The following is a 19,642-nucleotide window of genomic DNA, read 5'->3' as shown; positions in this document are numbered from 1 at the left end:
GTTAGTCCTCCTGTAGCGTTTCGAGCACGTCGTCGAAGTGCTCGGGCAGTTCCGTCGCGTCGAACTCCCCGCTGTAGAGGGGCTCGTCGCGCTGTTGGGCGTACTCGGCGATGTGTTCGCCGCGGTTACGCGACCAGTCGGCGAGCACCGACTCGTTGTGGGGGATCTCGAGGCCGGCGTCGATAGCGCCCTCCTGCACCGCGAAGGCCTTGTTGCCGGGCGTCGCGGTGTTGAGGCCGATGTCGAGCACCGCCTCCTCGTACCCCGCGTCGAGCGCACGCTTTCCGAGCAGGTACCCCGTGAGGTACGCGCTCGGGAGATTGCCCGTGGGGGCCTCCCAGCCGTACTCCTCGAGGTCGCCCGAGAAGGCGCTCGCGACTGTCTCGTCGCCGTCCGGACCCATCGTGACCAGCTGCGCCCTGACGTGCTTGTTGCTCTTGCGAGCGACCAGCCGGGGCTTACCGGATTTCAGCAGGCGCAACCGCTGATGGTAGTTGGTCCGGACCTCGCGGCGACGGCGCATCGGCACCGTGTATCGTGGTCCTGTTGCCATGGTTAGTAGTTACTCTCGATGTAGTTCAGCAGATACCGGACGCTCCGGAACTCGCCGCCTTTCGCCTTGTCGTAGAGGTCGCGGTACTGCGACTGGGTGATCTCACCCTCGGCGCGGAGTTCCTTGAGCTTCCGGCGCTGTGCGCGGATCGTCTTCTGCCACTGTTCTTTCTCGTTCTGGCGACCGCCCGCCTTCCCCTTGCGGGTGCCGGGGCCGGTCTGGTGCCCGTAGTCGCGCTTTTGCTTGCGCTTGCGGGCGCGACCGCGGGAGTTGCCCTTCTTGTCCTTGGCCCGAATCGTGCCGTCTTCGACGAGTTCGCGGATGTCCTCGCGGGTGATCGCCTCCGCGATGTCGCCCTGCGCGTCGGGGTCGAACCAGACGCGGTTCTCGCCGACGTCGAGCACGTCCGAGGCGAGTCGCTTCTGTGCGTTCAGGTCAGTCATTCGTCGACCTCCACTTCCTCGTAGGTCGGGTTCAGGACGCGGACGCCCTGGTCTTCTGCCTGTTCTTCGATGCGCTCGCGCTTGCGGGCGCCGACCTTCGAGGCGATGCGGACCGCCTCGCGGTCGCCGTCGACGCCCTCGAGGTCGTCGACGTTGTGGACGCGGACTTCCTCGAAGCCGCTGGGGTGCTTGCCGCGCACCGCCTTCGGCGTGCGGTAGCCCGCCTCGACCTTCGGGCCCTTGCCCTTGATGCCGCGGCGCTGTTTCGACAGCGTCCCCTTCGGACGCCGCCACGAGGTCGGGGTGCGCTTTTTCTTGTGGTAGTCCTGACGGTTGAACTGCGGTTTGCCCACGCGCTTGCGCTGGGCGAGCAGTTCCTCCTCGCGCTCGGTGAGGTCGGGCGTCTTGTCGACCAGCCCGCGGGGCTGGAGTTCGGTCTCGACCTCCTCGGCCTCGGCCTCGTCGGCTTCGGTCTCGTCTTCTTCGATCTCTGCCTCGGTCTCGTCCTCGACTTCGAGCCCGCCCACGTCCGCCTTGATGCGGGCCGCGAGGGCGTTCCCGATGCCTTCGACCTCGGCGAGCTCGTCCTGACTGGCCGCCTTGACGTCCTCGACGGCGTCGAAGCCGGCCTCGCGCAGCGAGTCGGCCTTGCTCGGGCCGACGCCGCTGATGTCTTCAAGCTCTTGGGGTTCGTCTGCCATTCGTTAGACACCTCCAGTCTGGGGCTTCTCGGTGATGTAGACGCCGTCCTGGAACACGCGGGTGTCCTTGTCCTGCACGCGGGTCAACTGCTCGATGTCCGCGGCGGTCTGGCCGACGTCCTCGATGCTCGGGCCGCTGAGACGGACGACCTCGTCGTCCACGTCGACGGTCGTGTCGCCGTGAACGTCGGTCCGTCGCGGGGCTTTCTCTCCGAGGAAGTTCTCGATGACGACCTCGTCGCCCTCGGCGCGGACCTGCATCGGGAAGTGAGAGTAAAACACCTCCATGGTGTACTCCCAGCCCTCGGTCACGCCGTGGAACATGTTGCGAACGTGGCTCTCGAACGTGCCGACGGTCGCGTTCGTCTTCGCGTCGTTCTCCTCGCTCTCGATGACCACCGAGCCGTCGTCCGTTTCGACGGTCACGTCGGGGTACCAGAGGCGTCGGGTGACGGCGCCGTTCGGACCCTCGACGGTGAGTTCGAGGTGGTCCATCTCGGCGGTTACCTCGTCCGGAATTTCCAGTTCTACTCGTGCCATTGTTAGTACACGTAGGCGATGATCTGGCCACCGACGCCGCGCTCGCGGGCCTCGTAGTGGCTCATGACGCCGCGGCTGGTCGTGACGACGAGCGCCCCGTAGTCCCGGGCGGGGAGGAACCGCTTCTCCCACTTCTCGAACTCGTCGGCCCCGGCCGAGTACCGGGGCTTGACCGCGCCGCACTCGTTGATTGCGCCTTTCAGTTCGACCTCGAACTCTCCGGCTTTACCGTCGTCGACGAACTCGAAGCCGTCGATGTACCCTCGGTCGTAGAGGACTTCGAGTACGCTGCCGATCTCGTTCGAGGCGGGCTGTACCGTGTGGCTCAGATGCCCGACGCTCTCGGCGTTGTCCACGCCCGAGAGTGCGTTGGCCAGCGGATCGTTTCCTGCCATGGTTATCGGTACTTCTTGAATCCCATGCTTCGGGCGATCTCGCGGAAGCACTGGCGACACAGATTGATGTCGTACTTGCCGACCAGTCCCTGCTTGCGGCCACAGCGCTGGCACTCCTCGATCTGGCCAGTGCGTTTGGCCGCGTGCTCTCCCGTCGCGTCGGATTCGGTTTCGCTTTCGCTCATTGCTCTATCTCCACGTCGAAGTTGGCTTCGAGGTACGCGATGGCGTCCTCTGCGCTCAGTCGATGACCCGACGGAATCGAACGGGTCACCTTGTCTCGCTTCGAGACACGGTAGCCGGGACGGACGAGATTGACCGTCACGTCGAGCCCGTAGATGCCGACGTTGGGGTCGTACTCCTGGCTCGGGAACTCGGTGTGCTCCTCGATGCCGAAGCTGAAGTTCCCGGTGTCGTCGAACTGCCCGGCCGAAACGTCCGCGATGGGGAGTGCCGTCTCGAGGAACTCCTCGGCCTCGTCGTCGCGCAGGGTGACCTTCGCGCCGATCGGGTCGCCCTGCCGGATGCCGAACTCGGGCTTGGTGGCCTTCGCCTGCGTCCGAACGCTCTGCTGGCCGGTGACGTCCTCGATGATCTCCTCGGCGTCCGCGAGCGCGCGGCCGCCCTCGCCGACGCCCATGTGGACGACGATCTTCTCGATGGTCGGCTCCCGCATCTCGTGGAAGTCGGCCTGCGACTCGCTCATTCGTCGTCACCTCCGTCCTCGGAGCTCTCGTCGTCAGAGGCGGCGTCCGCCTCGTCGCCGACGAAGTTCTCGTCGATGACGACGACGTACTCCTCGACCGTCTCGAACGAGTCGTCGCCAGCGTCGACCACGACGTTGTTCGAACCGCTGCCGGGAGTGGTCTGGATCTCGTCGACCTCGCCGATGTCGCCGGCGTGGGACCCCCGAACCGCGGTCACGAGGCTCCCCTCTTCGTAGGGGAAGTGGGCGACGATCTCGCCGTCGTCGTTGTCGATGACGATCGAGTCTTTGGCGGCGTACTCGTCGTCCTCGACGAGCAGGTTCTGCCCGTCGTGGAGGTTGAGCTGCGTCCGGCCGCCGGCGACCTTCGTCTTGTCCTCGATCTTCGAGAGCTTGCTGTCGGCGTCCGCGGCGTCGATGGGGGTCAGCGCGAGCCGACCGCCCTCGTCGGGGAACACCCGGTAGTACTCGTCGCGCTCGGTGAACGCCAGGATGTCGAACATCCCGATGGGACGGTCCTCGGCGACGTTCGCGTCGCCGTTGACCAGCACCGTGCCCTGTTCGAGCGCGTAGCGGGCTTCCTTCCGCGACGCGACGTAGCCCAGCACGTCCCGCAGCACGATCAGCAGCGGGACGCCGTCCTCGCCGTGGGGGCCTTGGGCCTTCACGGTGAACGTCTCGGTCTTGCGCTCGACCGGCCAGGACTTCGGAACGGAGAGTCGTTTCTGGTGGTTGCTCATTCGTCGTCACCTCGGAGGCGCGCCTCGCGCACGTCGTCCTCGAGGTCGAGGTCGGTCACGCGGAGGTTGCTCGCGTCGAGCGCCCGGGGCACTTCCTCCCCGTCTGCCTTCTCGGTCGTCACGTCCTCGACGCGAACGACCGCGTCGCGGAGGTCGACGTCGATGACTTCGCCTTCTTCGCCGGCGTAGTCACCGCGCATCACCTCGACGGTGTCGCCCGCGTTGACCCGGACGCGCCGGGTGTCGAACTCCTCGCGGAGGTCGTCGGACAGCGTGGCGTTGACCTGCTTGTGACGCTCGTGGAGCGAGGCGCTTTCGGTCTGGTTTCGCTGTTTGCGTGGTTGTTCAGTCATACTATCATCGTAGCCGTGCTCGCGATCGAGCCGAACCGTTCGGCGACTTCCCGCGCGATCGGACCCTTGATCTCGGTCCCGCGGGGCTCTTCGACGTCGTCGATGATGACGGCCGCGTTGTCTTCGAACTTGACGCGGGTGCCGTCGGGGCGACGGATGGGCTTGCGCTGGCGGACGACGACCGCCTCCAGCACCTGCCGGCGCATCTCGGGGGTACCCTTGGTGACCGAGACGGTCACCTTGTCGCCGATCCCCGCCTTGGGGTGTCGGCTCTTGGTGCCCGAGTAGCCGGAGACGCTGATGACCTTGACTTCGCGCGCGCCGGTGTTGTCGGCGCAGGTCAGCAGCGAGCCCTTCGCGAGGCCCTGCGTGACGTCAGCCTTCAGTGCCTCCATCAGTCTTCGCCCTCCTCGTCGGTTTCGGCGTGTTCGGTGCCGCCCGCTCCGAAGTCCTCGGTCGTGTCGAGGGTCTCGACGACGACGTGGGACTTCGTCTTCGAAAGCGGTCGGGTCTCTGCGATACGAACCGTGTCGCCGACTTCCAGGCCGAGGCACTCCGGCGCGTGAGCCGGAACGCGGGACCGGCGTTTCATGTACCGGTCGTACTTCGGCACCGGAACGTCGTACTCTCGCTCGACGATCACGGTCTTGTCCATGTCTGTGGAGGCGACCTCTCCTTCGAGGGTCTGTCCGCGCACGGAAAGCGTTCCGTGGAAGGGACAGTTCTCGTCGGAGCAGGTCTCCTCCGGTTCTGTTACGTTCAGTCCTATTGCCATCTGGATTCACCTGCCTTCTCGGTGCGTAGTTCGGGTCGTGAGAGCAGTCGCGCGCCATCCACCGTAACGTAGGCCACGCCCTCGCAGTGACCAGACTGACCGGAGCGACCTCCGGCAGTTTCCGATCCCCGTTTGGACGCGGTCCCCGACTCCTTGGCGGCGCCGTCACGCGAGACGGGACGGGGCTCCGAGCGCGGCCCGGAGCAGTCGGCGGGTTCATCTGTGAGCGCGAACTCGAACGTCGAGCCCTGCTTTTGCACCTGCCGCACCCGATCGGCCGACGCGACGCTCAGCGTGGCCCGCGTCTCGGCGACCACCCGGCCCTCGATTCCGACGAGGTCCGGATTGGCCGCGTCCACGACGCGGACCGACAGCCCGTTGAGCTCGTGTCGCGTCAGCGTTTCGGGTGTGAGTGGCATGTTATTCGTCGTCTTCGTCCAGGTCGCCTTTCTCGCGCTGGACCGTCTTGATGCGCGCGATGGTCCGGCGCAGTTCCTGGAATCGGCCGGGGTCCTCGGGCGCGCCACCCGCGGCCTTCACGGCCTTCGCGTTGAGCAGTTCGGTCTCGAGCTCTTCGAGCTCGGATTCGCGCTCTGCCGGGGTCATGTCGCGGATCTCCTCGACGTGAACGATCGCCATTATTCGTCACCCTCCTCGTCGGAGTCCATCTCGTCCATGAGCTCCTCGGCTTCCTGTTCGACCTCTTCTTCGAGTTCGTCGAGCTCCTCTTCGACCGACTCGTCGGCCTCGGCGTCCGCGTCGGACTCCTCGTCTGTCGCGGTCTCCTCTTCGAGGACCTCCTCGACGACCTCTTCGTCGACTGCCTGCTCGTCGGACTCGTCGGCGTCTTCGGCCGCCTCGTCGGCGCCGAGCTCTTCGAGTTCTTCGTCGGTCGGCTCGTCGAGCAGTTCCTCGACCGACTCGTTGGCCTCGACGGCCTCCGGGACGACCTCTTCGGGGCTCGCGCCCTCGTGGATCTCGAAGTCGTCGGGGAGGTCGGCGCCCGGCGGGATGATCTTGACGTCCACGCCGATAGTGCCGAGCTTCATCACCGCGACGCCCTGGCCGTGGTCGACGATGTCCTCGGCGGGTTCGCCGTTGTGCTTGATGTAGCCGCGGTTGAACTTCTCGACGCGCGAACGCGCCCCGGACACCTTGCCCGAGAGGACGATCTCGGCGCCGAGCGCGCCCGCGTCCATGATTCGGTCGATGGTGGTGTGGCCGGCCTTCCGGAAGTACCAGCCGCGTTCGAGGGCGTTTGCGAGCCGGTCGGCGACGATCCGGGCGTTCAGGTCGGGCTCGTCGACCTCCTGAACGTCGATCTGCGGGTCGTCGAGGTCGAACCGCTCCTCGAGCTGGGTGGTGATCTTCCGGATGTTCTTGCCGCCCTTGCCGATGACCATGCCGGGCTTCTCGGCCTTCAGCACGATCTGGGTTCCCATCGGGGTCTTGGCGACGTCCATGCCGCCGTAGCCGGCGCGCCCGAGTTCGTCGCTGAAGAACTCGTCGATCTGGGAGCGCTGGAGCCCGTCTTCGATGAACTGGTGTTCGTCCGCCATTACTCGTCAGCCTCCTCGAGGATGAGTTCGACGTCTACTTCCATGGTGTTCCACGCGCTCGCGCGACCCATCGCGCGGGGCTTGCGGCCCTGGACCTCGCCGACCTTGTGGGCGGCGACGTGCATGATCTCCATCTCCTCGCCGTCGAAGCCCTGCTCGTCGGCGTTGTTGACCACGTTCTCGATGAGGTCGAGAAACGCCGAACTGGCCTTCTCGGGGTAGCGACCGGCGTCCCAGCCGTCGATGTCGCTTCGGTGGCCCACGCCGCTGTTGTGGGACTTGAACGGCACCGACCGCTCGCCGTCGATGACCTGCTGGAGGTAGTCGACGGCGTCGGCGGCGGTCATGCCCTTGATCTCGCGGGCGATGGCCTTGCTATGCTTGTGACTCATGTGCCGCTCCCGGAGCATCCCCTTGGCGGTGGTGTCCGGGTCGGCCTCGACGCTGTAGCTGATTCCCATGATTTACTTGAGTGGCACGAACTTCGAGGAGCGGGTCGCCCCGATACCGGCCTGTCCGTGTTCGACCGAGGTTCGGGTCAGCTGGAACTCGCCGAGGTAGTGGCCGAGCATCTCGGGCTCGACGCGCACGCGCTCGAAGCTCTGACCGGTGTACACCGCGAACGTCTTGTCGACGAACTCCGGGAGGATCGGCATGTTCCGCAGGTGAGTGCGGATCGGGTCGTTGGCCGTCTCCTCCTCGCCGGCCTCGCGGGCCTCTTCGAGCAGTTTCTGCTGCTCGGTGGACAGGCCCCGCTCGATAGTTCGCCGCTGGCGTGCGGGAAGCAGTTCCGCGACTTCGTCGATGTCCATCTCCTGCAACTCGTCTAGCGTGTGACCGCGGAAGGTGAACTCACCCTCGCGGCCGGTTCTGTACTCGCCTTCGCTCATGTTAGTTCCCTCCTCGTCCCGTTCGTCGAGACGAGATGTCTCCGACCTTGCGGCCCGGCGGCGCGTTCCGCGAGACCGACTTCGGTCGGCCGGGGTGCTGGCGGCCACCGCCGCCGAACGGGTGGTCGACGGCGTTCATCGCGACGCCGCGCACGTTCGGCCACTTGGTGCCCCGCGCTTTCATCTTGTGGTGCTTGTTCCCGGCCTTGACCATCGGCTTCTCGGTCCGGCCGCCGCCGGCGACCACGCCGATGGTGGCCCGGCAGTCGGGCGAGAGCCGCTTGACCTCGCCGCTCGGGAGTTCGACGACCGCGGCGTCGCGGTCGTGGGTGATGAGGCTCGCGCTCACGCCGGACGCGCGGGCGAACTTCCCGCCGTCGCCCGGACTGCTCTCGACGTTACACACCGGGACGCCTTCCGGAATCTCGGCGAGCGGGAGCGTGTTGCCCTGCTTGATCTCGGCGCTGACGCCGATCTGGAGTTGCTCGCCGATCCCGACGCCCTCGGGCACGAGGATGAGCCGCTGGTCGCCGTCGTCGAACTCGACGGCCGCGACCGGCGCGCTCCGGGCCGGGTCGTGTTCGATGTCCACGACCGTCCCCGAGACCACGTCTCGCTCTTCGGGCTTTTTGTGCGTGAGGTCCGCCTTGTACCGGTGCGACGGGGCTCGGAACGTGGAGGTCCCGCGACCGCGTCGCTGTCCTTGAATTCGTCGTCCCATGTGTCAGAACACCCCGATTCTCGAGGCGACTTCCTGCGCGTCGTCGTCCTCCGAGAGTGTCACCGTGGCCTTCTTGTCGCCGTTCATGGTGACCTGCGTGTTGATCTTCTCGACGGTGACCTCGTACTGGTCCTCGATCTCCTCGCGGATCTCGGGCTTGTCGGCGTCGAGGTGGACGATGAACTGGAGCTTGTTCTTGAAGTCCATCTCGTTCATCGCCTTCTCGGTGACCCACGGGTACTCGATGATACCGCTCATCGGTCGGCCACCTCCTCGATCGCGCTCTCGGTCCAGACGGTGAGTCGGCCGGCGTCGGCGCCGGGCGCGAGGTCCTCGGTGTTGACCTCGCGGGCGGTCGCCACGTCGGCGCCTGCGAGGTTGCGGGCGGCCTTCGAGGGCTCGCTACTGGTCACGAACAGGACCGACCGGGGCGTGTTGTACTTCCGGCCGCGGGTCGTCCCCTGACCGGCCCGGATCGAGCGGTTCTCCTCGGCGCGCTCGACGTCGGCGTCTGCGCCGACCGCTTCGAGGAACGAGACGACTTCCTTGGTCTTCACGAGGTCCTCGAAGTCGTCGCTCACCACGAGCGGCAGGTCGAGGTCGTCGTCGAACTGATGGCCGCGCTCGGCCACGCGGTCGGCGTCGGCGGTCGCGGCGACCGCACTCCGCACCGCCTGCTTGCGCTCTTTGGTGTTGATGTCGAGCGAGCGATCCTTCTCTTCTTTCGGCGGGTGGGCCTTGCGACCCCCGACGGCCTGCGGGACCCGGGCGGCCTCGCCGTTCGTTCGGGGAACGTGGGCCATGCCCCGGCCGCTGCCGGGCGACTCCGCCGAGGTCCGCATCCCGGCGTAATCGTCGGCGCCGTAGTCCTGCTTTCGGTTTGCCTGAGCGGCGAGGACGGCGCGCTCGATGAGGTCCGTCCGGACGGTCGTCTCGAACACGTCCGGCAGGTCCACACTGCCGTCTTCCTCGCCGTCGAGGTTTCGGATAGTTGCTTGCATGGTTTATCCCTGGTTGGATTCGGTGCTCACGTACCGCACCTCGGGGTCGAGGCGCGGTTGGTCGTTCGGTCGGACGGCGGGACGGAAGCGCAGGAGGCGCTTGTCCGGGCCGGGCACCGAGCCTTTGACCAGCGCGTACTCGCCGTCGACCTCGCCGTAGTTGACGAAGCCGCCGTCGACGTTGATGTCGTCGCCCTCGCCGAGGTCGACGAGGCGCTTGTTGAGTTCGGTGCGCTGGTGGTAGCCGGTCTGGCCCTGCTGGGGGACGGTCGAGCGCACGCGGGAGGGGTTCCACGGGCCGAGGTTACCGATCCGGCGCCGCCAGCCCTGCCGGGCGTGCTTGCCCTTGCGCTTCTGGACGCCCCACCGCTTGACGGGGCCCTGCGTTCCTTTCCCTTTGGTCACGCCGCTGACGTCCATGTACTCGCCCGCGCGGAACACGTCGTTCATCGCGTGTTCCCCGCCGTCGTCGAGGAGATCGAGCGCGAAGTCGACGCGCTCGTCCAGCGACCCGCCGCCGACGCGAGTCTCCATCACGTCGGGCTTCTTCTTGGGGACGCTGGCGATCTCGCTCGGGACGGTGTGGGTGACGACCCGGAGGTCCGCGACGTCGCCGTCCGCGACTGCTTCGCGCAGTTCGTCGGCGGCGGCGTCGGTGTCGTACTCCTTCGGGATGTCGAGGGTGCGGTCGAGTTCCTCGTGGAACTCTCCGCCCCACACTTCCGTCAGCGGCTTCTTGCCGTACGGCGTCTGCTCGTAGGCTCGCAGTGCGACCGCTCGCATCGGCGGCGTCTCCACGATGGTGACGGGCACGGTCTCCTCCATCCCCTCGCGCGGGGAGTCGGACTCGTCGTTGACCATCACCACATGGGTCATGCCGGCCTTGTAACCCGCGAAGCCCTGGAGCGACGGACTGCCGTCGCCGTCGGGCCACGAGTTGAAGCGCGGAACCTCGCTGGCCGCACGCGTGCGGGGGCCGAACCCTAGCGAACCTTTTCGTGGTCTGCTTGTTTCTGGCATCGTATCACTTCTCTTTGAGGTTCAGGCAGGCGAGGGCGGCGAACATCGCTTCTTCAGTTCGCACGACCTCGCTGCCTTGATTCGGAACCGCGTTGACCCAGAGGTCGAACCGGCCGGGTGCGCCCGATTCGACTCCGGACTCCGCGTCCGCCTCGTCCTCGCGGCCGTCGCCCGGGTCGCCGAGCGAGTCGACCGAGAGGTCGAGTATCTCCGGCAGGCCGCGACCGGGCGAGCCGAAAGCGACGGTCATCCCGTCGTCGGCTGTGCGGCCGACCAGTTCGGTCAGCCGCCCGGTCGTCAGTTCGACCCCGTGGCGGGACGTCGCGATGCGAACGCCCGCGTCGTCGCGGTCGAGGGCCGCCGGGAGGTCCGTGCGCGTCACTCCGAACCCCGGGAGGGGTTCGTCGACGAGCTTCGCACGGACCGGACTTCGCGAAGAGATCCTGACGGTGACGCGCTCCCCCTCTTCGACCGCCATTTTCGGCGGTGCGACGAGGGAGATCGGGTGTTGCAGTCCGCAATTGACCCGAACGCGCCCTTCAGGTCCGACCTCGGTCACGATTCCCTGTCTTAACGACCCCGAACCCTCGGATTCGGAGCCGGTCAGCGACGGGCCGCGGAGCGGCGGTAGGACGCCCGCGTACTCCAGTTCGTCGCGCTTGCCGAATACCTCCTTTCGGAGGTAGGGCGGCGTCGCGGCGTATTCCAGCACGGTGCTTACGAACCCGCCGCCCCAGTGGCGTTCGCCGTCGGGGTCCGGAAAGACCCCGAGGCGATCGGCCCGGAACACCATCGCCGCGCGGGCGACGTAGCCGAGCTTGCGAGTTGCCTCGCGTTTGTCCTCGGCTTCCCGGACGAGGGACGACGGAACGAGTACGCTGACGGTCATACCGTGACGCTTCGACGGCTGGTCACTAGACTGTAGCGAATCGTACCGGCTTGGGTCGTAAAAGGGTGCCGCTTCTCGCCCGGCGATGGGAGGCGCTCACAAAGTCGCTCGCGGCGGAACTCGGCGATTGAACCGTGGTACCGGGCCTCGCTCTGCCCGCGATTCGGAAGCCTTATTTAGTATCCTCCGGTTATGTGTGAATGCAGACGAAGGCCCGCAGGGCGCCGGTAGTGTAGTGGTATCACGTGACCTTGCCATGGTCGCAACCTGGGTTCAAATCCCAGCCGGCGCACTTCTCTCCGATCCGCTTTTCGCCGAGTTACGTCTCCGACAGCCCCACCGTTCTCTCCCGCTTCGACAGACGCCCGAGAGCCCGTGGCGGTTCACGAGGACTCGCGCCGGGCGGCCACCACGGCGCCGACCAACGCGACGACCGTCGCGAGGAGTCCGAATCCCGGCGCCCCAGTGGTGGTTCCGCCGTCGCGGGTCGGGTCGTCGGTCGCGTCGGTTTCGGCGGTCGTCGGTTCCGGCGTCTCGGCCCGGTCTGCGGTCACCGCGAGCGTCCCCGCCGTGGCCCCGCCCACCGCGATCGAGCGCTCTCCGGGCGTCTCGAACGCCCGATCGAACCGAACGGCCTCGGTTTCGCCGGGCGCGAGCGTCACGTTCGCCGTCACAACGGTCTCGCCGTCGACCGCGAGCCCGACGCGTTCGATACCGGCCGCCGTCCCCGCGTTCTCGACGCTCGCTGTCACCGCGACCGCCTCGCCGACCCGCACCGACGAGGCGTTCAGGCCGGCGCTCCGCACCTCGAAGACTGGCTCGTCGAGCCCGACAGCGAAGGCGCCGGTGCCGGCGGCGCTCGCGGTGAATCGGTGGGCGCCGTCCCGCGTCCCGACGAGATCGGTGTCGAGTCGCCGCCAGTCGCCGTCGGCGTACCGGTACAGCGAGACGCCGGCCGGGGCGTCCGTGGTCGCGGTGTCCACCCCAAAGCTTACCCACACCGCGTCGAGTTCGCCGTCCGCGATGTACGTCGGCGTCGCGTTCAGGTAGCCGAGCGTCCGGCTCGCGTCCGCGAGCGCGGGAACGCCGGTCGGCGCCCCCGCGGAGGCGTCGAGACCGAGGAAGAATCGCGGCTCGGGCTCCGAGCTCGCCGGCGTGAGTCCGACCGTCCGGAACGCGACCTCGCCCCCGCGGAGGCCGTCGTCGAGCGTCACGCGACCGGGCGCGTCCGCGCGGGCGCTTACTATCTTTATCGTGGCGCTGGCGGCGTCGCGCTCGGTGACCTCGGCCCGGACTGACGGAGGCGGGACGGACCCGCCGCCAGACCCGCCTCCGCCGCCGGCGCCACCGCCGGTCTGCTCGGGCTCCGAGTCGGCGACGCCGAACGCGTGGGTGTAGGTCGCGCCGTTGCCGGCCTCGTCTTCGAGGACCAGTTCGATCGCGTGGTCGGACCCGTCGGCCAGCGAGTCGACGGTGTACGCGACCGCGTCGGCGGAGACGGTCGCGTCGGCGGTCACATCCGCGCCGTCGTACCGGACTCGCACGGCGTCGGGGTTCACGCCGGTCGCGTCGTCGGCGAGCGCGAACTCGAACCGGCGGCTGTCGGTGCCCGCCGGGAGTTCGGCGCCGTCGGCGGGCGAGGCCTCGACCACGCGCGGGGGCGTCTCGTCGCCGACGACCGCGAACGTGGTCGTCGCGTTCGCCGCGTTGCCCGCCTCGTCGACCACGCGGACGGTCGCGGCGTGGGTCCCGTAGTCGAACGCCCCGCCGTACCGGACGGCCTCGCTCGTGACGCTGGTCGCGGGAGCGTCGGTCACGCGCTCGCCGTCGACGAACAGTTCGACCGCGCTGGCGTTGACGGCCGAGCGGTCGTCGCCGTACTCGAACGCGACGGCCGGCACCCCACCGTCGCGCCGGTACTCGCCGCCGTCGGGCGCCCGACCGTCGATCGTCGGCGGGGTCTCGTCGGGCGCGACCGCGCCGTACGTCGAGAAGCGGGTGACGTTCGCGACCCAGTAGGCGTCCGTGGCGCCGTCCACCGTCACGTTCCGGACCGCGGTCGCACGCCGGTCCCAGCCGCCGGTCGCCGGGTCGCGGTAGCGTACCTCGACGTCGCCGGGTGCGACGCCGGGCGGGAGTCGGGACTCGTCGACGGGGATTCCGACGGTTGCGTTCGCGAGCGCGCCGGACACCGCCGAGTCGAGATCGCCGTTCAGAAAGCCCAGCCCGGTCAGTCCGGGTTCGAGCGGCGCGAGCGCCGACCCGCTCTGGGTCAGAGTCACCGAGCCGTTCGTACCCCGGTCGGTCCGGAGTCGGACGAACGCGTCCGACCCCGCCGGCGAGACCGTCGCCGGGCGACCGGGGCTGGCGTCGACCGCCGCGACGCTCGCGTTCGAGACCGCGCGACCGGGGTTGCCGGCGCGGTCGGTGGCGGTCGCGGTCACGCCGTAGCCGGCGTCGCCGTCCGCGAGCGAGACGGTCCCGGCCCACTCGCGGTCGCCGGTCGCGTTCAGCGCCACGTCGGTCGCCGTGCCGTTCGGACGTTCGACCGTCGCCTCGGGCGTCGACGCCAGCGGCTCGTCGGCCGAGACGGTCACCCGGCCGGTCGCGTCGTCGACCCGGGTCAGCGTCGCGCCGAGCGCCGGGGGCTCGCGATCGAGCGCGACCGTTCCCGCCGGGGCGGTGCGGTTCTCGTTGCCGAACCGGTCGCGGGCGAGCGCCCGGACCGAGTAGGTGCCGTCGTCGGGCAGGTCGGTCAGGTCGCCGTCGACCGCCCAGTCGCCGTCGGGCGTCCGGGCGGCGGGGAGTTCGGTCCGGTAGTTCGCGAACGCCGCCGACAGCCCGAGCGAGACGTTCCCGACCGCCCCGGCGGCGTCGTCGGCCGTGACGTTCGCCGACACCGTGCCGTTGGTGTGGATCGAGCCGTCGGTCGCGGTCGACCCGTCGGCCCCGAGCGACGCGACCGCGACGGCCGGTCCCCGAGCGTCGACCCGGACGGCGTCGAAGACGGTCGACTCCATCGCGTTGCCCCGGTCGTCGGTCGCGGCGACCGCGAGGTCAACCCGGCCGAGATGCCCCGCCGCCACTCGGAAGGTCGCCTCGTAGACCGCGGCGTCGCCCGGCGCGTCGACGCGCTCGACCGACCCCGCGGTCCAGCCCGTCGGATCGTCGCCCGCCGGGGCCGAGTCGCCGCCGAACGGGACCGCCTCGGCGTCGGTCGCCAGCCACGCCTCCGCGCGCTCTGCGTCGCCGTCGACCGCGAACCGCACCCGGAGGTCTCGGCCGGCGGTGTTGTTCGCCGACAGCTCGCGGACCGCGAGCGAGCGGAGCCCCGGCGGCGTGTCGTCGTCGCCCGGCGCGTAGGTCGCGCGGTGGGTGGTCACGGTCCGGGTCGAGAGCGGGGTCGCGCCGTTCCGGCCGACGACCGTGAGTTCGAGATCGGCGCCGGGGGCGATCTCGACGCCCGGGTCTCGCCACGCCGGCGCGCCCCCGAGCTCTCGGGAGAGCCTCTCGCGGCCGTCGACCCGGACCCGGATCGAGTCCGCGCGACCGTCCGCGAACCGGTGGCCGTCCCCGTCGGTCTGGCCGGCCGCGCGATATCGGAGGTCGCCGTCGTCGACGGTCCACCGGAGGCTCCCGAGGAACGGGTGGCGGTTGAACGCGACCTCGCTGGTCGCGTTCGGCCCGTGGAAGCCGGTCGCCGACGGGGTCAGCCGCCACTCGTCGCCGGACGCGCCGATCGCGTGGTCGTCGACGCCGTCGGTGAGATACACCGTCTGGGTCCGGCGGTCGCCGACGCCCCCGACGACGGCGTGGGTGAACTCGCCCGCAGTCGCCCGCATCGTCGCCTCGTACGAGCCGTCCCGGCTCGCCCGCCGGTAGGTCACGTTCTTCGCCGCGAGCGCGTCGGGGTCGACGGTCGTCGTCCGACCCCCGTCGACGCCGTCGACCTCGTGGAGTAGGTGGTAGACCGCGGCCGCGTCGAACGCGGCCCCGTCCCCGGAGCCGTTCGAGACCAACAGGCGGCCCACGGTGGCGTTCAGCGCCGAGTCCGGCCCGAACCGGACCGCCGGCGCGTCCGGGTTCGGGGCGGTGATGGAGCCGCCGTACGTCCGGCCCGACGCGGTGGTCGCGGCGTAGTCGACGGTCACGTTCCGGGTCGCGACCGGGCCGATTTCGCCGGTGTCGAGGTCGTGGCGGACCGTCTCGGTCTCGTTCAGGACGACCCGCTCGTCGCCGTCGACGGTCAGCGTCCGCTCGAACACGATCGGTTCGCCGGTCCGCTCGTCGCGGCCCGACGAGAGGAGCCGGTAGGTCCCGCCGCCGACCGCGTGGTAGGTGGTCGACGAGCCGTTCAGCCGGACGAGCCCGTCCCGGCCGGTGAGCTTCGACCGGCCCGGTCGGTCGGCGAACAGCCAGACGCGGTCGCCCGCCGTCGAGGTGTTCGGGACCGGCGCCTTCTCGACGGTGATCGCGTGTTCGCGGACGAACCCGAAGACGACGGTGTGGTTTCCGACCGAGAGCCGCCCGGAGTAGGTGCCCGGCGACGCGTCGCCGGCGTCGACCGCGAGACGGAGGTGTGCGGTCTCGCCGGGGTCGACCGAGACGGTCGAGCGGTTCACCGAAACCGGCGCCGCGTCGCCGTCTCGGACGTCGGTCGCGGCGGCGTCGGCGTCGACGGTCGTCGTCTCGTCGCCGGTGTTGGTGAGCTTCACGGTCCGGGCGGCGTCGTCGCCGCGCCGAAGGGTGCCGAAGTCGACGGTGGCGGGCGCGACCGCCAGTTCAGAGCCGAGCGCCTCGGTGGCGTTCAGGACGCCCGCCCCCTGCGTGTAGACGTCTGGCCCGGAGAGTGGGTCGGCCGTCGCCGTCAGGACGCCCCGGATCCGGGCGGGCGACCAGTCGGGGTTGTCCTCGAGGAGGAGCGCGGCGACCCCGCTGACCGCCGGGGCGGCCATGCTCGTGCCCGTCTTGCGCGCGAAGCCGTCGGTGCCGGCCGCCGCGCTGACGACGCCCCAGCCCGGGGCGACCAGATCGGGCTTGAGGTAGTAGCCGTACTTGGTGGGCCCGCGCGAGGAGAAGCCCGGAATCCCGTCGTCGTCGACGCTCGCGCCGACCGTGAGCGCCCGCGACTGGATGCCGGGCGTAGTGACGGTGCCGTACGCGTCGCCGCCGTTACCCGCGGACGTGACCACCACGGCGCCGCGATCGGTCGCGCTGTCGACCGCCTCAGTGTAACGGTCGTCGGACCGCTCGGAGCCGACGCTCCCGCCGAGGCTCACGCTGACGACGTCGGCGCCGCTGTCGACGGCGTACTCCATCCCAGCGAGGATCCACGAGGTGTACCCCCACCCGTCCTCGGTCAGCACCCGGGCGTCGATCAGGCTGGCGTCGGGCGCCATCCCGGTGTAGGTCTCGTCGTCGCTGGCGACGATGCCGGCGACGTGCGTGCCGTGACCGTTGGGATCGTCGGTCCGGCCCTCGTAGGTGAAATCGCGCTCGGCGACCACCCGGTCGATCGCGGGGTGATCGTCGTCGATGCCGCTGTCGACGACCGCCACCGTGACCCCGTCGCCGGTCGCGCCGTAGGTCCGGCGGGCCCGCGTCGCGCCGACCGCTTCGTCGGCGTCGCGCAGGTCGAGGCGGTGTTTCGCGTCGAGGGTCACGCGAGCGACGGCGTCGTCGGCCGCGAACCGCCGGGCGGCCCGTCGGGCCCGCGCCTTCCCGACGGTCGCGGCCGCGGCCCCGATGCTGTCGAGGGTCGCCCGCGGTCGGACGCCCTCGACCGCCTCGAGCGTGTCGGCCGGAGTTCGCTCCTCGGCCGTCGGGCCCGGCCGGTCGGGGCCGCTGACGATGACCGGGATAGCGTCGGTCTCGGCGTCGGTCAGGTTCTGTCGAACGAGGAGATCGACGTCGAACAGCCGGCGGCCGAACGTCTCGAAGTCGACTCCCGCGGGGTAGACGTAGGTGGCGTCGCCGGTCGTCACCTTCCGCATTCGGTCGTCGCTGGCGACCCGGTATCGGGTCCCGTTCGCGGTCTCGACCGCGGTCACGGTCTGGCCGGTGACGAGGGTCACGTCGGTCCGGTTCGCGCCCGTCGGGGACTCCGAGTCGTTCGCGCCGATGATCTCGACGTCGGCGGTCTCGTTGACCCCCGGCGGGCGCGGAATGCCCTCGGAGGCGGTCGCGTCCGGTCCGAGTCCGGCCGGCGGGGCGGTGACAGCCGTCGCCGCGCGGTCGGCGGCGGCCGGCGCGCCACCGGTCGGGGCCGGCGCCGCGAACGCCGGAACCGCGGCGCTGGTCACGAGTACCGCGACGAACGCGAGCGTCGCCGCGAGCCGTCGCGCCCGCGGACGGGGCCGGTCGCTCATTCGAGTGATCGACGGCAGGTCCCACTACGTATATTTAAATACTTTCCTTCAATTAGAAACTAAATTCTGATATGAAACCTGACTTACCGCCGGGCGGTCGCCGCCCCGGACGCGAGGCGACCCCGGAGCGGTCGCGCGGCGGTATCTTGAACTGGCTCGGGCGCGCGTAGTCCGGTATGACGACGATCGGTTTCCTGAGCGTCGCACCAGTCACCGAAGGTAGCATGGCCGGGGAGGTCGCCAAGGCGGTCGCCGCGCTCGATGACTTCGAGGTCTCCTACGAGACGACGCCGATGGGGACCACGATCGAGGCAGACTCGGTCGACGAGCTGTTCGCGGCCGCACAGGCCGCCCACGAGGCGGTCGACGGCGACCGGGTGAGCACGTTCCTCAAGATCGACGACAAGCGAGTGCGCGACCAGCGCGCCGGCGAGAAGGTCGACGCCGTCGAGGACGCGCTGGGCCGCGAGGCGAGACGCGACCGATAACACCTCGCGGGCGCCGAACGCCCGCGCGAGCCAGACTGAAAACTGTTTACCGGATCGCGCCCAACCCACGTCCATGGACAGTCTCAATCGCAACGCGCTCGAACTCGCCGACGAAGCGCTCGATTTCGCCGAGGAACTCGACATCGGCGCCCACGAACTCGACAACGGCGCGACGGTGCTCGACTTCGGCCACGAGTTCGACGCCGGCGTCGAGGCCGGCCTCCTGCTCGCGGAGCTCCAGACCGGCGGGCTCGCCACGGTCCAGAGCCGGCTCGACGACGTGGCCGACGCCCCGTTGCCCCACGTCGAGCTCTCGACCGACCATCCCGCGCTGGCGTTGCTGTGCGCCCAGAAGGCCGGCTGGGAGGTCGCGACCGACGACTTCGAAGGCCTCGGGAGCGGGCCGGCCCGCGCGCTGGTCGCCGACGAAGAGGAGTTCGCCCGGGTGGGCTACCGCGACGAGTTCGAGTTCGCGGTGCTGGCGGTCGAGAGCGACGACTACCCGACGGCGTCGGTCGCCGACCACGTCGCGGACCTGACCGGCGTCGAGCCGTCGAGCGTCTTCCTCCCGACGGCGCCGACCGCGAGCCTCGCCGGGAGCGTCAGCGTCGCGGCCCGCGCAGCCGAGATGGCGGTGTTCCGGCTCTCGGAGTTGGGCTACGACCCCCTCGACGTGGTGAACGCGACGGGGTCGGCGCCGGTCGCGCCGGTCGCGGACGACGAGCAGACCGCCATCGCTCGCACCAACGACGCGCTGGCGTACGGCGGTCGGGTCCACCTCACCGTCCGCGAGGAGTTCGACCGGTTCGACGAGATCGTCTCGACCGCGACCGACGAGTACGGCACGCGGTTCGCCGACATCTTCGAGTCGGTCGACTGGGACTTCTACGAGGTCGACGAGAGCGTCTTCGCGCCCGCGCGGGCGACGGTCAACGTGATCGGCGGCGACACCCACGTCGTCGGCGGGCGCGACGAACGACTGCTGGCCGAGAGCTTCGGCCTCGGGGACTGATGCGTTTCAAGCTCGTCCCCGAACCGCCCGCCGATCTCGACTCCGTGGCCGAGGCCCAGCGGGCGGTCCCGCTCGTTCCCGGCACCGAGGACGACTGCTGTGCCCGACTGCTCGACCGGACCGACCTCCAGATGCGAGACGAGGCCCGGACGTGGCTCACCTTCCTCCGGGCGCTCGGGTTGGCCGAGGAGACCGACTCGGGGTTCGTACGGCTCCGCCGGGACCCCGACCCCGAGTACCTCCGCGAGCGGTTCCGCGACCACGTCTTCGGCGCGCCAGCGATCCTCGCGGCGTTAGACGACGCCGACGAGCCCCTCTCCGTGGAGGCGGCTTTCGAGCGGTTCCGCGACGAGGTGCCGACGTGGGAACACCACAAGAACCCGAACTCGTGGGAACAGCTCTGGCGCGAGCGAGTCGGGCACATCCTGGAGTGGTGCGTGCTCCTCGGACTGGCCGAGCGCGCCGACGGCGGCTACCGCGGGCCGTAA

At 69.5% G+C, this 19,642-nt stretch carries 25 protein-coding genes and 1 tRNA gene; 4 read left to right on the top strand and 22 right to left on the bottom strand.

Going from position 1 to position 19,642, the window contains the following annotated elements; genetic code table 11:
• Position 1 precedes the first annotated feature (1 nt).
• Genes EPY72_RS13110 through EPY72_RS13010 form a run of 21 tightly spaced genes read right to left on the bottom strand, consistent with a single transcriptional unit; the run spans position 2 to position 11,286 of the window.
• Complete coding sequence (locus EPY72_RS13110) at positions 2–553, bottom strand: 50S ribosomal protein L18 (RefSeq protein ID WP_134671360.1); 552 nt, start codon at positions 551–553, stop codon at positions 2–4.
• A 2-nt stretch (positions 554–555) separates the two neighbouring features.
• Positions 556–996: a 50S ribosomal protein L19e gene (locus tag EPY72_RS13105; RefSeq protein WP_134671359.1), complete on the bottom strand. Its 441-nt coding sequence runs from the start codon at positions 994–996 to the stop codon at positions 556–558.
• Positions 993–1,697, bottom strand: a complete 705-nt coding sequence (locus EPY72_RS13100; protein WP_134671358.1) for a 50S ribosomal protein L32e — start codon at positions 1,695–1,697, stop codon at positions 993–995. The genes EPY72_RS13105 and EPY72_RS13100 overlap by 4 nt, the downstream gene beginning before the upstream one ends.
• A gap of 3 nt (positions 1,698–1,700) precedes the next feature.
• Positions 1,701–2,237, bottom strand: a complete 537-nt coding sequence (locus EPY72_RS13095; protein WP_134671357.1) for a 50S ribosomal protein L6 — start codon at positions 2,235–2,237, stop codon at positions 1,701–1,703.
• Positions 2,238–2,239: 2 nt separating this feature from the next.
• Positions 2,240–2,632, bottom strand: a complete 393-nt coding sequence (locus tag EPY72_RS13090; protein ID WP_134671356.1) for a 30S ribosomal protein S8 — start codon at positions 2,630–2,632, stop codon at positions 2,240–2,242.
• Between the two features lie 2 nt (positions 2,633–2,634).
• On the bottom strand, positions 2,635–2,817 hold the full coding sequence (locus EPY72_RS13085; protein WP_132059700.1) for a 30S ribosomal protein S14: 183 nt from the start codon (positions 2,815–2,817) through the stop codon (positions 2,635–2,637).
• Positions 2,814–3,338 (bottom strand): 50S ribosomal protein L5, encoded by a 525-nt coding sequence (locus EPY72_RS13080; protein WP_134671355.1) that lies wholly within the window; start codon positions 3,336–3,338, stop codon positions 2,814–2,816. The genes EPY72_RS13085 and EPY72_RS13080 overlap by 4 nt, the downstream gene beginning before the upstream one ends.
• On the bottom strand, positions 3,335–4,078 hold the full coding sequence (locus EPY72_RS13075) for a 30S ribosomal protein S4e (RefSeq protein ID WP_134671354.1): 744 nt from the start codon (positions 4,076–4,078) through the stop codon (positions 3,335–3,337). The genes EPY72_RS13080 and EPY72_RS13075 overlap by 4 nt, the downstream gene beginning before the upstream one ends.
• Positions 4,075–4,431: a 50S ribosomal protein L24 gene (rplX, locus tag EPY72_RS13070; RefSeq protein WP_134671353.1), complete on the bottom strand. Its 357-nt coding sequence runs from the start codon at positions 4,429–4,431 to the stop codon at positions 4,075–4,077. Before rplX ends, EPY72_RS13075 begins: the two co-directional genes overlap by 4 nt.
• Positions 4,428–4,826: a 50S ribosomal protein L14 gene (locus EPY72_RS13065; RefSeq protein WP_134671352.1), complete on the bottom strand. Its 399-nt coding sequence runs from the start codon at positions 4,824–4,826 to the stop codon at positions 4,428–4,430. Before EPY72_RS13065 ends, rplX begins: the two co-directional genes overlap by 4 nt.
• A complete protein-coding gene (locus tag EPY72_RS13060; protein WP_134671351.1) occupies positions 4,826–5,206 on the bottom strand; it encodes a 30S ribosomal protein S17 in 381 nt (126 codons plus the stop codon). Before EPY72_RS13060 ends, EPY72_RS13065 begins: the two co-directional genes overlap by 1 nt.
• The gene (locus EPY72_RS13055; RefSeq protein ID WP_135806702.1) at positions 5,197–5,625 is read right to left on the bottom strand and encodes a ribonuclease P protein component 1; all 429 of its coding nucleotides are present in this window, start codon (positions 5,623–5,625) and stop codon (positions 5,197–5,199) included. Before EPY72_RS13055 ends, EPY72_RS13060 begins: the two co-directional genes overlap by 10 nt.
• Position 5,626: 1 nt before the next feature.
• Positions 5,627–5,845, bottom strand: coding sequence for a 50S ribosomal protein L29 (gene rpmC, locus EPY72_RS13050; protein ID WP_135806701.1), 219 nt, complete (start codon positions 5,843–5,845; stop codon positions 5,627–5,629).
• The gene (locus tag EPY72_RS13045; RefSeq protein WP_134671348.1) at positions 5,845–6,765 is read right to left on the bottom strand and encodes a 30S ribosomal protein S3; all 921 of its coding nucleotides are present in this window, start codon (positions 6,763–6,765) and stop codon (positions 5,845–5,847) included. The genes rpmC and EPY72_RS13045 overlap by 1 nt, the downstream gene beginning before the upstream one ends.
• Complete coding sequence (locus EPY72_RS13040) at positions 6,765–7,226, bottom strand: 50S ribosomal protein L22 (protein ID WP_134671347.1); 462 nt, start codon at positions 7,224–7,226, stop codon at positions 6,765–6,767. Before EPY72_RS13040 ends, EPY72_RS13045 begins: the two co-directional genes overlap by 1 nt.
• Before the next feature lie 3 nt (positions 7,227–7,229).
• Positions 7,230–7,655 carry a 30S ribosomal protein S19 gene (locus tag EPY72_RS13035; protein ID WP_134671346.1) on the bottom strand — a complete coding sequence of 142 codons (426 nt, stop codon included), beginning with the start codon at positions 7,653–7,655 and terminating at the stop codon, positions 7,230–7,232.
• 1 nt (position 7,656) lies between these two features.
• A complete protein-coding gene (locus EPY72_RS13030) occupies positions 7,657–8,376 on the bottom strand; it encodes a 50S ribosomal protein L2 (RefSeq protein WP_134671345.1) in 720 nt (239 codons plus the stop codon).
• Between the two features lie 3 nt (positions 8,377–8,379).
• Positions 8,380–8,634 carry a 50S ribosomal protein L23 gene (locus tag EPY72_RS13025; protein ID WP_134671344.1) on the bottom strand — a complete coding sequence of 85 codons (255 nt, stop codon included), beginning with the start codon at positions 8,632–8,634 and terminating at the stop codon, positions 8,380–8,382.
• Positions 8,631–9,377 (bottom strand): 50S ribosomal protein L4, encoded by a 747-nt coding sequence (rpl4p, locus tag EPY72_RS13020; RefSeq protein WP_134671343.1) that lies wholly within the window; start codon positions 9,375–9,377, stop codon positions 8,631–8,633. The genes EPY72_RS13025 and rpl4p overlap by 4 nt, the downstream gene beginning before the upstream one ends.
• A 3-nt stretch (positions 9,378–9,380) precedes the next feature.
• Positions 9,381–10,397, bottom strand: a complete 1,017-nt coding sequence (locus tag EPY72_RS13015) for a 50S ribosomal protein L3 (RefSeq protein WP_135806700.1) — start codon at positions 10,395–10,397, stop codon at positions 9,381–9,383.
• A 4-nt stretch (positions 10,398–10,401) separates the two neighbouring features.
• Positions 10,402–11,286: a putative RNA uridine N3 methyltransferase gene (locus EPY72_RS13010; protein WP_134671341.1), complete on the bottom strand. Its 885-nt coding sequence runs from the start codon at positions 11,284–11,286 to the stop codon at positions 10,402–10,404.
• 221 nt (positions 11,287–11,507) lie between these two features.
• On the opposite strand from EPY72_RS13010, the gene EPY72_RS13005 reads away from it, so the two are divergent.
• A tRNA-Gly gene (locus EPY72_RS13005) sits at positions 11,508–11,578 on the top strand.
• 91 nt (positions 11,579–11,669) lie between these two features.
• Here the strand turns inward: EPY72_RS13005 and EPY72_RS13000 are convergent.
• Positions 11,670–17,654 (bottom strand): S8 family serine peptidase, encoded by a 5,985-nt coding sequence (locus EPY72_RS13000; RefSeq protein ID WP_135806699.1) that lies wholly within the window; start codon positions 17,652–17,654, stop codon positions 11,670–11,672.
• A 176-nt stretch (positions 17,655–17,830) separates the two neighbouring features.
• Between EPY72_RS13000 and EPY72_RS12995 the strand changes: the two genes are divergently transcribed.
• The 3 genes from EPY72_RS12995 to EPY72_RS12985 all read left to right on the top strand — a co-directional run bounded on the left by EPY72_RS12995 (position 17,831) and on the right by EPY72_RS12985 (position 19,642).
• Entirely contained in the window at positions 17,831–18,142 is a 312-nt protein-coding gene (locus EPY72_RS12995; RefSeq protein WP_135806698.1) for an MTH1187 family thiamine-binding protein, read from the top strand.
• 73 nt (positions 18,143–18,215) lie between these two features.
• A complete protein-coding gene (mch, locus tag EPY72_RS12990) occupies positions 18,216–19,154 on the top strand; it encodes a methenyltetrahydromethanopterin cyclohydrolase (protein WP_135806697.1) in 939 nt (312 codons plus the stop codon).
• Complete coding sequence (locus EPY72_RS12985) at positions 19,154–19,642, top strand: double winged helix-containing putative transcriptional regulator (RefSeq protein ID WP_134671337.1); 489 nt, start codon at positions 19,154–19,156, stop codon at positions 19,640–19,642. Before mch ends, EPY72_RS12985 begins: the two co-directional genes overlap by 1 nt.

The organism is Halorussus marinus, from assembly GCF_004765795.1.
Classification (GTDB): Archaea; Halobacteriota; Halobacteria; order Halobacteriales; family Haladaptataceae; genus Halorussus; species Halorussus marinus.
This window is presented reverse-complemented; position numbering and strand designations above follow the sequence as displayed.